The organism is Streptomyces decoyicus, assembly GCF_019880305.1.
GTDB lineage: Bacteria > Actinomycetota > Actinomycetes > Streptomycetales > Streptomycetaceae > Streptomyces > Streptomyces decoyicus.
In genome coordinates, this window is the sequence record NZ_CP082301.1 from 2828854 (window position 1) to 2842004 (window position 13151).

At 71.6% G+C, this 13151-nt stretch carries 10 protein-coding genes and 2 tRNA genes; 2 read left to right on the forward strand and 10 right to left on the reverse strand.

The features are described 5' to 3' along the window. Nucleotides 1-336 precede the first annotated feature (336 nt). From K7C20_RS12480 to K7C20_RS12490, 3 genes are all read right to left on the reverse strand, one after another. Complete coding sequence (locus tag K7C20_RS12480) at nt 337-3240, reverse strand: leucine--tRNA ligase (RefSeq protein WP_030082003.1); 2904 nt, start codon at nt 3238-3240, stop codon at nt 337-339. A gap of 315 nt (nt 3241-3555) precedes the next feature. Next, on the reverse strand, nt 3556-5514 hold the full coding sequence (locus tag K7C20_RS12485) for a S53 family peptidase (protein ID WP_053208766.1): 1959 nt from the start codon (nt 5512-5514) through the stop codon (nt 3556-3558). A 361-nt stretch (nt 5515-5875) separates the two neighbouring features. Then, a tRNA-Ala gene (locus K7C20_RS12490) sits at nt 5876-5948 on the reverse strand. A gap of 153 nt (nt 5949-6101) precedes the next feature. Between K7C20_RS12490 and K7C20_RS12495 the strand changes: the two genes are divergently transcribed. Continuing rightward, on the forward strand, nt 6102-7445 hold the full coding sequence (locus tag K7C20_RS12495) for a glycosyltransferase 87 family protein (protein WP_053208767.1): 1344 nt from the start codon (nt 6102-6104) through the stop codon (nt 7443-7445). A 346-nt stretch (nt 7446-7791) separates the two neighbouring features. Here the strand turns inward: K7C20_RS12495 and K7C20_RS12500 are convergent, their stop codons facing one another. The 3 genes from K7C20_RS12500 to K7C20_RS12510 form a co-directional block, all read right to left on the reverse strand. Then, the gene (locus K7C20_RS12500) at nt 7792-8025 is read right to left on the reverse strand and encodes a hypothetical protein (RefSeq protein WP_004571982.1); all 234 of its coding nucleotides are present in this window, start codon (nt 8023-8025) and stop codon (nt 7792-7794) included. A gap of 3 nt (nt 8026-8028) precedes the next feature. Further along, on the reverse strand, nt 8029-8277 hold the full coding sequence (locus tag K7C20_RS12505) for a hypothetical protein (RefSeq protein WP_030082011.1): 249 nt from the start codon (nt 8275-8277) through the stop codon (nt 8029-8031). A gap of 272 nt (nt 8278-8549) precedes the next feature. Further along, nucleotides 8550-9149: an MFS transporter gene (locus K7C20_RS12510; RefSeq protein WP_048829509.1), complete on the reverse strand. Its 600-nt coding sequence runs from the start codon at nt 9147-9149 to the stop codon at nt 8550-8552. Nucleotides 9150-9327: 178 nt separating this feature from the next. Here K7C20_RS12510 and K7C20_RS38180 point away from each other — a divergent pair, with 178 nt between their 5' ends. Beyond that, a complete protein-coding gene (locus K7C20_RS38180; RefSeq protein WP_150127171.1) occupies nt 9328-9591 on the forward strand; it encodes an MmyB family transcriptional regulator in 264 nt (87 codons plus the stop codon). Between the two features lie 184 nt (nt 9592-9775). On the opposite strand, the gene K7C20_RS12520 is transcribed toward K7C20_RS38180, so the two are convergent. The 4 genes from K7C20_RS12520 to K7C20_RS12535 form a co-directional block, all read right to left on the reverse strand. Then, nucleotides 9776-9848 (reverse strand) — tRNA-Ala (locus K7C20_RS12520). A 111-nt stretch (nt 9849-9959) separates the two neighbouring features. After that, on the reverse strand, nt 9960-10613 hold the full coding sequence (locus K7C20_RS12525; RefSeq protein ID WP_030082016.1) for a histidine phosphatase family protein: 654 nt from the start codon (nt 10611-10613) through the stop codon (nt 9960-9962). Continuing rightward, nucleotides 10610-11044, reverse strand: coding sequence for a ribosome silencing factor (gene rsfS / locus K7C20_RS12530; RefSeq protein ID WP_030082018.1), 435 nt, complete (start codon nt 11042-11044; stop codon nt 10610-10612). Before rsfS ends, K7C20_RS12525 begins: the two co-directional genes overlap by 4 nt. Nucleotides 11045-11300: 256 nt before the next feature. Beyond that, nucleotides 11301-13139: an LCP family protein gene (locus tag K7C20_RS12535; protein WP_030082020.1), complete on the reverse strand. Its 1839-nt coding sequence runs from the start codon at nt 13137-13139 to the stop codon at nt 11301-11303. Nucleotides 13140-13151 lie beyond the last annotated feature (12 nt).

Genomic DNA, 13151 nt, shown 5'->3' on the forward strand with positions numbered 1-13151 from the left:
CCCCAGACGTCTCGGCGGCGCCGGTTCCTCGCCCGCGCCCCTGTACCTCCACGGTAAACGGCCAGGGCCGGTCACGGGTTCCGGACGAACCCCCAACCTGCCCGTAGGGGAAAACACCCATGGCACCCGTGAAGCACCCATCCGCGCGCCCGAGGCCACGCTCCCGAGGCCGCACGTCCGGAAATGCGGCGGCCCGCAAAGCGGCCGCGGCGCTGCAATTCCACCGGCGCGCGGTCACCGGCCACGCGGAGCGCCGCGGTGCCCGAAACCTCGACCCCGGGCGCCCGAACCTCGTCCTCGGGCGCCCGGGACCGTCCCCGGGCGCCCGACGGCGGCCTACGCCGGGACGATGTTCACCAGCTTCGGCGCTCGGACGATGACCTTCCGGATGCCCGCGCCGTTCAGCGCCGCGACCACGGCGGGCTCGGCCAGTGCCGCCGCCTCCAGGTCCGCCTCGGAGATCGACGGGGCGACCTCCAGGCGTGCCTTGACCTTGCCCTTGATCTGCACGACGCAGGTCACGGTCTCGTCGACGACATACGCCGGGTCGGCGGCCGGGAAGTCCGCGTGCACCACGGTGCCGGTGTGGCCCAGCTTGCGCCACAGCTCCTCGGCGATGTGCGGAGCCAGCGGGGCGACCAGCAGTACCAGCTGCTCCGCGACGGTGCGCGGGACCCGGCCGCCCGCCTTGGTCAGGTGGTTGTTCAGCTCGGTGACCTTGGCGATGGCGGTGTTGAACCGCAGGTTCGCCATGTCCTGGGTGACGCCGTCGATCGCCTTGTGCAGGGCCCGCAGGGTGTCCTCGTCCGGCTCGGTGTCGACGACGGTGACCTCGCCGGTCGCCTCGTCGACGACATTGCGCCACAGGCGCTGCAGCAGGCGGTACTGGCCGACGACGGCCCGGGTGTCCCACGGCCGCGACACGTCCAGCGGGCCCATCGCCATCTCGTACAGGCGCAGGGTGTCCGCGCCGTACTCGGCGCAGATCTCGTCGGGGGTGACGGCGTTCTTCAGGGACTTGCCCATCTTGCCCAGGACACGGCTGACCTTCTCGCCCTGGTAGTAGTAGCCGCCGTCGCGCTCCTCGACCTCGGCGGCCGGCACGGCGATGCCGCGGCTGTCCCGGTAGACGAAGGCCTGGATCATGCCCTGGTTGTACAGCTTGTGGAACGGCTCGGAGGACGAGACATGCCCCAGGTCGTGCAGCACCTTGGACCAGAAGCGGGCGTACAGCAGGTGCAGTACGGCGTGCTCCGCGCCGCCCACGTACAGGTCGACGCCGCCGGCCGGCCGGCCGTCGCGCGGCCCCATCCAGTACTGCTCGATCTCCGGGGCGACCAGCGCGTCGGCGTTGCCGGGGTCCAGATAGCGCATCTCGTACCAGCACGAACCCGCCCAGTTGGGCATGGTGTTGGTCTCGCGCCGGTAGCGCTTGATGCCGTTGCCGTCGCCCAGGTCCAGGTCGACATGGACCCAGTCCTCGTTGCGGGACAGCGGGGTCTCCGGCTGGGTGTCGGCGTCGTCCGGGTCGAAGGTGCGCGGGGAGTAGTCCTCGACCTCGGGCAGCTCCAGCGGCAGCATCGACTCGGGCAGCGCGTGCGCCACACCGTCCTCGTCGTAGACGATCGGGAACGGCTCGCCCCAGTAGCGCTGCCGGCTGAACAGCCAGTCGCGCAGCCGGAAGTTGACGGTGCCCTCGCCGATGCCCTGGCCGGCCAGCCAGGCGGTGATCTTCGCCTTGGCCTCTTCGACGCCCAGGCCGTCCAGCGAGATCGTCGCACCGGACGAGTTGACGATCTTGGCGTCGTACGAGGCGAAGGCGTCGTCCCAGGTCGAGGGGTCGGTGCCGCGGTCGTCCGACGGCTCGACGACACAGCGCATCGGCAGCTCGAAGGCGCGGGCGAAGGCGAAGTCGCGGCTGTCGTGGGCGGGGACGGCCATGATCGCGCCGGTGCCGTAGCCCATCAGGACGTAGTCGGCGATGAAGACCGGGACCTGCTCGCCGCTGACCGGGTTGGTCGCGAAGGCGCCGGTGAAGACGCCGGTCTTGTCCTTGGCCTCGGCCTGCCGCTCGACGTCCGACTTGGACGCGGCCTGCTTGCGGTACGCGGCGACGGCGTCGGCCGGGGTGGCGTGTCCGCCGGTCCAGACGTCGTGGGTGCCCTCGGGCCAGGCGTCCGGAACGATGGAGCCGGTGCCGGTGCCGGAGCCGTTGTCGGAGCCGGCGACCAGCGGGTGCTCGGGCGCCAGCACCATGTACGTCGCGCCGAACAGGGTGTCCTGGCGGGTGGTGAAGACGGTGATCTTGTCGTCACCCACCGGGAAGTCGACCCGGGCGCCCTCGGAGCGGCCGATCCAGTTGCGCTGCTGGAGCTTGATGGCCTCCGGCCAGTCCAGCGCGTCCAGGTCGTTCAGCAGCCGGTCGGCGTAGGCGGTGATGCGCATGTTCCACTGGCGCAGCTTGGCCTTGAAGACCGGGTAGTTGCCGCGCTCGGAACGGCCGTCGGCGGTGACCTCCTCGTTGGCCAGCACCGTGCCCAGGCCGGGGCACCAGTTGACCGGCGCGTCCGAGGCGTACGCCAGGCGGTACTCGCCCAGGACGTTGGCCCGCTCCAGGGGGCTCAGCCCGGCCCAGGGCCGGCCGTCGGGGGTCTGGCGGGTGCCGGCCTCGAACTGGGCGACCAGGGTGTCGATCGGGCGGGCCGCGTCCGCCTCCGGGTCGTACCAGGAGTTGAAGATCTGCAGGAAGATCCACTGGGTCCACTTGTAGTACGCCGGGTCGATCGTCTCGACCGAGCGGCGCTGGTCGTGGCCCAGGCCCAGGCGGCGCAGCTGGCGCCGCATGTTCACGATGTTGGCCTCGGTGGAGACCCGCGGGTGGGTGCCGGTCTGCACCGCGTACTGCTCGGCGGGCAGGCCGAAGGCGTCGAAGCCCAGGGTGTGCAGGACGTTGTGGCCCGTCATGCGCTGGTGGCGGGCGTACACGTCGGTGGCGATGAAGCCCAGCGGGTGGCCGACGTGCAGACCGGCACCCGACGGGTAGGGGAACATGTCCATGATGAACTTCTTGGGGCGGGCCACCAGCTCGGCGTCGCCGGCCAGCTCCCCCTTGGGGTTCGGGGCCTCGTAGGTCCCGTCGGTCTCCCAGAAGTCCTGCCAGCGCGCCTCGATGTCGGCGGCCAGCGCGGCCGTATAGCGGTGCGGCGCTGCCGTCTCGGCAGCGTTAGTCGTCTCGCTCATCGTCCTCAAAGCTCCATCGATCGTCTCTGCCTGCGGAAACGCGCCAAAATCCCCGGCACGCCGGAAACAAAAAGACCCCTCGCACAGGAGGGGACGCCGCGCCGATTCCGACGGGTTCTGTCATCCGTCGGTACTGATCAGCGCGGCCCGCTAAGCAGAAGGCGTACGGCACGCATGGCGTCAGGGTACCGCAGGGCGTACGGGGCCCGCGCTGAGGATTCCCCCAACACGGGCCCCGCCCCCGTTACCCCTTGCCCCTACCGCCGCTCCAACGGGGCCACGGGCGGTGCGGGGAGGCGGTGCCGCGCCCCGGTGTCAGGGGCGGTAGGAGCTGACATATCCGGCGCCCGGCGAGCCCACGCCCGTGACGTCGTCATAGCCGACGCCCGCATGCAGGGAGCTGTCCTTGCCCAGGCTGCGCAGCGAGGTCGTGGTGCCCTCGCCGGCGTCGGCGCCGTTGACGTAGTCGACGCGGACGACCGCCAGGTCACGGCCGGCACCCAGCGGGTGGTCGGTGACGTCGTGGTAGGCGGCGGTGCCGTAGCGCTGGTAGATGCCGGGGTTGGCGAAGCCGATGGCGACGCCGTGCCGGGCCTGCTGGGCGAGCGCCTGGACGCCCGCGATCACCGGCGCGGCCAGCGAGGTGCCGCCGATGCGGTACTCGTCATAGCCGAGCTTCCCGTCCGGGAGGGTCTGGGTCTGGCCGACCAGGAAGCCGGTGTTGGGGTCGGCGACCGCGGCGATGTCCGGGACGGTGCGCATCGCGCCGCCGCCGTTCGCCTTCGCGAGCCCGTCCGGCACGATGCCGCGCTGGTAGAAGGGCTGCCCGACGGTCTTGCTGGTGCCGCCGCCTGCGCCGCCGTTGAAGGCGCCGGGGAATCCGGTCCAGTCGTTGCCGTCCTTGGAAAGCGCCGCCTTCAGGGTGCCCCAGCCGGTCTCCCACTGGTAGGCGTCGTGCTTGCCGACGGCCAGGGAGGTACCGCCGACCGCGGTCACCCAGGCGGAGTTCGCCGGGGTGTCGACCTGCTTGGTGCCGGTGTTGGCGACCTCGTCACCGTTGTCGCCGGAGGAGAAGTAGAAGCCGATGCCCTGCACCGCGCCCTGCTGGAAGAGCTGGTCGTAGGCGGCGGCCACGTCCGGGGTCTCGTTCGCCTCGATGTCGCCCCAGGAGTTGGAGACGATGTCGGCGAGGTGCCCGTCGACGATCTTGCCGAGCGAGTCGAGCAGGTCGTCGTCCATGCAGGAGGCGCCGCCGACGTAGACGATGTCGGAGTCGGGGGCGACCGCGTGGACGGCCTCGACGTCCAGGGTCTCCTCGCCGTACCAGCCGGCCGCGCCGCACTCCTCGATGTGGGTGTAGTCCGCGGGCAGCACCTGGGAGAGCTGGCCGCGGCGGTAGCGGGGGTCACCGTTGCGGGCGGCGTACTTGCCGGCGTCCTGGGCGATGGTCGGCGAGGCGTAGGCGTCGGTGATCGCGACGGTGACGTTCTTGCCGGTCCACTTCTTCGCCCCGTAGGCGGCGCGCAGCTGCTTGCCGGTGTAGCCCTTGATCGCGTACGGCGCCTTGCCCCCGTAGGCGGACGGCAGCTTCTTGTCCGTCCTGGAGCCGTAGTACGAGGAGAACGGGCCGGAGTTGCGGAAGACCCCTTCCGGCGGCGGCAGTTCGCCGGAGTGGTGCTTGGCCGGCCGCGGCGCGTTGTTCAGGCCGGTGACCGTCAGCACCGCACCGGCCAGCGAGGCGGGCGCGGAGGCGGTGGTCGACGGGGCGTGGTACGTGTGGCCGCTCTTGCGGTAGTTGTGCAGGTCGGTGGCGAAGGCGCGCTCGGCGGCGGCCACGTCGCCCGTGACCGTCACATACCGGTTGGCGGTGCCGGTGACCGTCAGGCCGGATTCCTTCAGCCAGCCGGTCACCTTGGCTATCTGGTCGCGCGTGGCACCGTAACGGGCGCGCACCTGGGCGGGGCTCAGGTACTTCCCGTACGCGGCGGAGTGCGGGTCGGACACGGTCCGGGCGTAGTCCGCGAGCCCCTTGACGTCACGGCCGGCCAGGTAGACGCGGGCGGTGACGGCCGCGGAAGCGGAGGTGGCGCCCTGGTCGGCCTGCCGGGTGGCCCACAGCGGCTTGGTGCCCGCCAGCGCGTGCCGACCGCCGTCGTGGCCCGCGGCGTCGGCGGCGGGTGCGCCGAGCGCGAGCGCACCGGCGACCAGCGGCAGCGTCGCTGCCCAGGCCAGCCCGGCACGGGCGCGCAGTGATCTGGTGCGGCTTGCTCTCATGTAACCCCCTGCTGTGGCGATGCGGTGCGCCGCGGGGTGCCGCATCGCGCCGGTGCGCAGGCGCGCGGCACCGCACGAGCGGTGTATGCGCGGGATGTGACGCTCGCGCGATGCGTCACTCTTTCGGTGAACTGTTCATGTCAGGGACATGCGAGCACCAAGAAGAGACCAAGGAATGGCAAGCACTGACCAGGAATGGGCATGGAGCGAACACTCAACTCGTCATAACGGACGGCTCACTGACCGGAAATCAGCGCAACCCGGACGAACCCCGCCGGGCACGAACGGCCAGGGCGCCCCTGGCCCCGCACATGCACAACAGAGCGGGCCGTCCGCATCGGACGACCCGCTCTGTTCACTGTGGAGCTAAGGAGAATTGAACTCCTGACCTCCTGCATGCCATGCAGGCGCTCTACCAACTGAGCTATAGCCCCGTATTCTGTTCCCGCCCGGTTCCCCGCTGCGGCATCGCCTACATTACACGGACCTCCCCGGCTTCTGCCAAATCGTTCCGCCCGGGGCCCCTCGGCGCGACGCGCGGTACTGTCGGCGATCCGTGTCCGATTCGTCCAGGGGAGCCGTACGCCGTGACCGCGCTGGAGCTGGAAGCGCCCACCGAGCCCGGCGGCGCCCGCCCCGGCAAGGGTCTCGTCCACCGGCATCCGACCCTCGCGGCGGCCCTCGCCTGCCTGGTCTCGTTCACCGTCTTCTGGATCGTGCAGCGCCTCGCGCACGTGACGATGCTCGACCTCATGGTCTACCGCGCCGAGGGCTTCACCGTCCGCAACGGCGAGTCCCTCTACGACATGGTGGCGACCTCGGCGCACCTGCCCAACACCTACCCGCCCTTCGCGGCGCTGCTGTTCACCCCGCTCACCCTCCTCGGCGTCCCCGCGATGCGCACCCTCGCCACCGCCGGCAACCTCGTGCTGCTCGTCGCCGTCGTCCACCTCTCACTGCGCCTGGCCGGCCGGCCCCACAGGCTCCCCGGGCCGGCCGCGACCCTCGCCGTCTCGGCGCTGCTGGTGTGGTGCGAGCCGGTATGGACGACGCTGCGCTACGGCCAGATCAACCTTCTGCTCGCCGCGCTCGTGCTGTGGGACCTGACCCGCAAGGACACCCACCGGCTCGCGGGCATCGGTATCGGTGTCGCGGCCGGCCTCAAGCTGACCCCTGCGCTGTTCGCCGTATTTCTCGCCGTGGCCGGCGCCGTCCGTGCCGGGCAGCTGCTCCGCTCCCGCGCGGGGGCGCGCGCCGCTTGGAACCCCTGGCTGCGGCAGGCCGCGGTCGCCACCGCCACCTTCCTGGCCACCGCCCTCCTCTCCGCGCTCGCGCTGCCACGCGACTCGCACCGCTTCTGGACCGAGATCGTCTTCGCCGCCGACCGGGTCGGTGAGGTGGAGATCACCGCGAACCAGTCGCTGCGCGGCGCCCTCGCCCGGCTGCTGCACACCCACGATCCGGGCACCGTCTGGATCATGGTCGTCGGTCCGGTCGCGGCCCTCGGCCTGGCGCTGGCTGCCGGATCGCTGCTGCGCGGGCAGCGCGCCTGGGCGGCCGTCGCCTGCGCCGCGACCGCTCTCCTGGTCAGCCCGATCTCCTGGTCCCACCACTGGGTGTGGTGCGTACCGATGGTGATCCTGCTCGGCTCCGAGGCGCTACGGCGGAGCGGCACCGCCACCCGCCGCTGGTGGGCTGCCACGGCCGCACTGGGCCTGCTGTTCTGCTCGTTCGCGCTGTGGTGGGTGCCGCATCGCTGGCACCACCACGAGGAACTGCACCAGAACGGCGTCCAGATGCTGCTCTCCGACGCCTATCCGCTCGCCGGTCTTGCGCTGCTGGCCCTGGCCGGGGCCCGGCTGTGGCGGCCCGGCGGGCGACCGGAGTGGGACAGCGAGCCCCGGCCTGCCGATACCGGCAGTGCCACATGAACCGGCTGCCCGCACTGCGGGGTTGAGCCGCCGGGGGCTGCGGAGGTGGAGCGGTGAGGTTCGCACATGTGTCACAACGGCGCGTACCTCGACGACCGTTCCACCTGACCGAAATCGCTCGAGACTGCTCGCAGCCGCTCCAGCCCGCCCGCCCCTGACCGATAGTGCCTGATTCTGGACGGAACCGTCCCGGACTGCCCCAAGGGCCGCCTGAGTCGGCGTCAGGCAGAGAGAACGGACGCCGGATCGGGCGGACGACTCCCCCCGCCCCGTCCGCGGGGGACAGCCTCACTCACGGCACCCCCCACGGCCTCGCTCACACCCTGCCCCCGGCCCACGCCCCGGCTCAGGCCGTCGCGAACGAGTAGAAACGCTTCAGCGTGCAGTGCTCGTCCAGCAGCCGCCCGTAGATCGGCTCCCCGTCGAGCTCACGGTAGGTCTCGATGGGGTCGCCTTTTATGACCAGGGCGCGGGCGCATTCCTCGCACCAGTACTGGTAGTCGGCGTTGACCGGCTCCATGTCACGGACGATCGGCGTACCGCTGCCGCACCAGTCACATTTCCTGCTGTGGGCGCCCATCCATCAGCTCCAACTGTGGCCGCAGGCCGTACAAACGAAGGAAATGCCCCCGTTGGCACCCAGCGCCTGCGCCACATGGGAGGAGCGGCAGGAGGGGCATTGCGGAGCGGAACCGTCACTGCCGCTACCCGAGGGGAGGGGGCCGTCAACCGGGCAGGTGAAGCGGAGCGCATATTCCGGCAGCCAGTCATAACCTTGCGCCTCGGCCACTTCGAGCAGGTCATTGACCTCCTCGAGGATGCTCGTGGGCATCGCGATCTCTCCTCCCCTGCCGGCGCCGTCCGATTCTGCCACGGACCACGGACCGGGTCAGGTCCGCCTTCTCGCCACCCCGGCCGACCCGTCCACCGCTGCCGCACCCGCCGACGCGAGCATGCTCCCCCATAGTGCCCGCGACGGCGCCCCGACCCCCGCCTCCTCCAGCCGATTAGGGAAGAGTGTCCCGAAAAGGGAGGCCCCCAGCAGCAGTCCGACCTGGTTGACGGTCACCACGAGGCCACTCGCATCCGCCGCGTGCTCCGCACCTACGGACTCCAACGCGGCGGCAAGATCGGGACTGTGGGCGAAACCGAGGCCCGCGCCGACGGCGCCGTACGCGGCGAACGGCCAGGCGCCGTCTCCGGCCCCGCCGCCCTGAACGCCAGCCCGGTCCTCACCAGCGCCGCGGACACCACCACGAACCCGCCCGGGACCAGGAGGGGATGCAGCCGCCGGGGCAGCCGCCGCCACCACAGCCCCACCACCCCGTAAGCGAGCGCCGTGGGGACGAACGTCAACCCGGTGCGCAGTGCGCTGTAGTGGAGCGCGTTCACCGTCACCAGTACCAGCGGCCCCGCGAGCAGGACCAGGCCCGGCAGATCCAGCCCACGCGCCGCACCGGACGGCCGGACCCGGGGGGTCAGCCACGGACCTGCCGCCCACAACAGCGCCCCGATCGGCACGTTCACCAGGAACACCGGCCGCCGGCCCGCACCGAAGAGATCGGCGCTGACCAGGGCGCCGCCCGCGATCTGCCCGGCCGGTGCCCCGACGGCCATCACGGCGGTGTACGCACCGAGTGCCCATGTCCGCGCCGGCCCCGTATACGTGCGCTGGATGATCCCCAGCACCTGCGGGATCATCACCGCCGCACCCGCTCCCTGAACGGCCCGAAAGGCAATCAACTGCCCCGCCCCCGCGGCCAGTCCACCGGCCGGCGAAGCCCCGGTGAAGACCGCGAGCCCTGCCAGGAACGTCCGCCGCGGGTCCGGCGGTCCCCCCCCCGCCCTCGTCGCGCAGTTGCGCGGTTCGTACGGCCGGCATGTGGGCGAGCCGGCGTGGGAGTCGCTGATCGGGCGGCTGTCGCGGATCAGCGTGGATTTCGCGCGGCTGGCGGAGGCCGGGGGTGTCTCGCCGCCGGGGAACCGTATGAAGGTGATCCAGCGCGCCTCGGTCGGTGAGATACGGCTGGTCTCGACGTCGCCGGCGGTGGGCGGCGTCCCGGAGACCCGGATCGTCGTCTACCCCCCTGCCGACGAGGAGAGCCGGAAGCTGACGGAGGCGTTCGCGGCATCCATGATCCGTTGATCGGCTGCCCGGAGCATCTGCGGCCCGTCTCCCGGGCCCGCGCGGAGCTGGAGCGGAGAGAGGAGCGGAGAGAGGAGCGCAGCGGCGGCGCGCCCGAGGAGCGCTGATCGCGCCCCCGGCCGGTCAGGGATTCCGTATAACGCAGAGATCCCGCCTCCGTCTGGAGGCGGGATCTTCCGGGCTGTGGAGCTAAGGAGAATTGAACTCCTGACCTCCTGCATGCCATGCAGGCGCTCTACCAACTGAGCTATAGCCCCGGGTCTTGTTCCGCTCCTCCGGGTTTCCCCCGGCGGCGCCGCGAACAAGAAGAACTTTAGCCTGCGACCTGCCCGGATGTGAAATCCGGTCGACCGGGGCCGCCTGCGGGGTCAGTCGTCGTCGCCGAGCACCGGCACCGGCAGGGTGCCGGCGTTGTGCTCCATCAGGCGCCAGCCGCGCGCGCCCTCGCCCAGCACGGACCAGCAGCAGTTCGACAGACCGCCCAGGCCCTCCCAGTGATGGGCCTCCAGGCCGAGCAGCCGGCCGATGGTGGTACGGATCGTGCCGCCGTGGCTGACGACGACCAGGGTGCCGTTCTCGGGCAGCTTGTCGGCGTGGTTGAGCACGACGGGAGCGGCCCGGTCGGCGACCTCGGTCTCCAGTTCGCCGCCACCGCGCCGCACCGGCTCACCGCGCTTCCAGGCGGTGTACTGCTCGCCGTACTGCGCGAGGATCTCGTCGTGCGTCAGGCCCTGCCACGAGCCCGCGTAGGTCTCCCGCAGGGCTGCGTCGTGCGTCACATCGAGCCGGGTGAGCGCGGCCAGCTCGTCGGCGGTCGCCGTGGCCCGTTGCAGGTCGGAGGCGATGATGGTGTCCGGTCCGAGGGCGGCGAGCAGCCGGGCGGCACGGCGGGCCTGGCCCAGGCCCTCCTCGGTCAGCTCGATGTCCGTCGACCCCTGGAAGCGGCGCTCCAGATTCCAGGCCGTCTGGCCGTGGCGCCAGAGGACGATGCGGCGGCCCCGGCCGCCCTTGGTGCCGTTCAGAGCAGCTCTCCGTCCTGCTCGCCCGCCGTGGCGTCGGCGTGCTCCGCGGCCTTGCCGCGGGTGGCCTTGGCCTCCTCGGGGAGGTCGATCTCGGGGCAGTCCTTCCACAGGCGCTCGAGCGCGTAGAAGACGCGCTCCTCGCTGTGCTGGACGTGCACCACGATGTCGACGTAGTCCAGCAGCACCCAACGGGCCTCGCGGTCGCCCTCGCGGCGGACCGGCTTGGCGCCGAGGTCCTTGTTGAGCCGTTCCTCGATCTCGTCGACGATCGACTTGACCTGGCGGTCGCTGGGCGCCGAGGCCAGCAGGAAGGCGTCGGTGATCGAGAGGACGTCGCTGACGTCGTACGCGATGATGTCGTGCGCGAGCTTGTCGGCCGCGGCCTGGGCGGCGGCGTTGATGAGCTCGATGGAACGGTCCGTGGCGGTCACAAGCGGCTTTCCGGGTCGAGGGCAGCCTCTCCGGCCCGGCGGGGCAGCTGGCTCACTGCTGAGCCGCGGCGCGCGCCGCAGTCCCCATGGGCGACCGGATCGGCGGTCAAGTACCCCTCAAGGGTCTCACGGACCACCGACACTCCCGACTGGGTTTTCGAACACTCCGGTCGGTTTCGGCGTTCGGGCTGGTCAGCGCCGGGTTCGGGACCGCTCGGCCCCGCCGTTCCTCGTCGGCGGGGCCGGGCGCGTCCGGTCAGCCCTTGTAGTCCTGGCCCAGGACCACGGTGATGTCGGCGTTCGCCGCGCCCTTGCCCTGCGCGACCGCGCCCGCGGGCAGGCCCAGCGTCTTGGCGACCTCCGCGGCCTTGGCCTTCTGGGCGGCGTCCGCGTAGGTGATCCGGGACGCGGCGGCGGCCCTGCCGGTGCCGTCGTCGACGAAGCTGTAGCCGCCGTTGAGCAGCGCGACCTGCGCCTTGTTCGTGGCGCCCCGGTTGCCGGTGGCGTTGCGGACCGCTACCCGGGCGGTCGCGTCGGGGGCGGTCTTCTTGACCGTGCCGCCGAGCACGTTCTTGACCACTTCGGCCGTGGCGGTCGGGCTGAGCGTGCCGTTCGCCTGCACGGGCAGCAGGGTCGTGCCGTACGCGCCGGTCTTCGCCAGCTCCGCCCGCTGCGCCAGCGAGCTGCCCAGCTGGCCCTCGGTGAGCGGCGGGTCGAGCACCTGGAGCAGCGACTTCACGGTGGCGGTGGCGCCGTCGGCGTCGCTGGAGACCTTCTTCAAGGTCGCCTGCATGACCTGGCCGAACCGCTGGAGCTGCCGGGTCTGGGGCTCGCCCGGCGCCTGGTAGGTGGCGTAGGCGACGGCGGCCTGGCCGTTCAGGTCCTGGGCGCTGCCCTGCTTGACGACCGGGGAGGCGCCCTTCTTGGCGCCGGGGACGGTGGCGTCGGTGTCGAGGGTGACCCCGCCGACCGTCTCGACGAGGTTCTCCAGGTACGGGGTGTCCAGCCGCCAGCTGGCCTTGAGGTCGGCGCCCAGGAGGCTGTTGAGGGAGTCCCGGGTCGGCTCGGTGCCGTCGTCCTTGACCGACTTGCCGAGGGTGGTGCTGGTCCCGTCGTCCTTGGAGACGATGAGGCTGTTGGGCAGGAGGACGGTGGTGCCCTTGTGGGTGGTCTCGTTGTCCACCAGCAGCGCCGTGGAGCTGTTCCCGGACTTGGTGTCCCGCAGATGGACGACGAGGACGTCGCGCTTCTGCCCGCCGGCCGCGGCCGCCGGTCCGGTGCCGGGGCCCGCCAGACCGGGCAGCTTGCCCGCCCACCACAGGTAGCCGATCCCGCCGGCGACCAGCAGAGCCAGCACGACGGACAGCGCGACGATCCGGCTGCGGCCGCGCCGCTTGGCCTCCTCGCGCCGCTCGGTGCGGCTCTCGGTGAACTTCAGCCAGTCGATGACGTCTTCGGAGTCCTCGTCCGGCTCCTCGATGAAGGAGAACTGCTCGGTGCCGTACTCCGGGTCCTCGGCCGAGGGCCCCGGAGAGCCGCTCGCGGCCTCCTGCTGCGCGGCGTCGTCCGCCGGGGCGCGCTGGGCCGGCGGCCGGGGCTGCCTGTCCTGGCGCTGCGGAGCGGGCTCGTCGTAGCGGGGCTGCTCCGCGTAGGAGACCTGCTCGTACGGGGACTGCTGGGCCTGCTGCGGGATCCACTCCTGCTGCGACTGCTGCTGGGACGACTGCTGCTGGGGCTGGGCGTACGGGTCGTACTGCTGGGGATAGCCGGGCTGGGCCTGCACCTGACCGCCGCCGTACGGGTCGTAGCCGTACTCCGTCTGCCCCTGCTGGTACGTCGGGTGGCCCTGCTGCGCCTGCGGGGCCTGGCCGCCGCCCTGTTGGCCGGCGTAGGGGTCGTAGCCCTCGTAGGCGGACGGGGCGGCGGGCTGCCCGTAGGCGTCGTAGTGCTGCTCGTACGACGACGGAGCGGCGTCGCGGTACACCGGCTGTCCGTAGGCGTCGTAGGTGTAGCTCGTATGCCCCTGCTGCCCCTGGGCATACGGGTCGTGGGCATACGGGTCCTGCGGCCCGTACGGGTCCTGTCGGTCGCTCACCGGTGCCCCTTT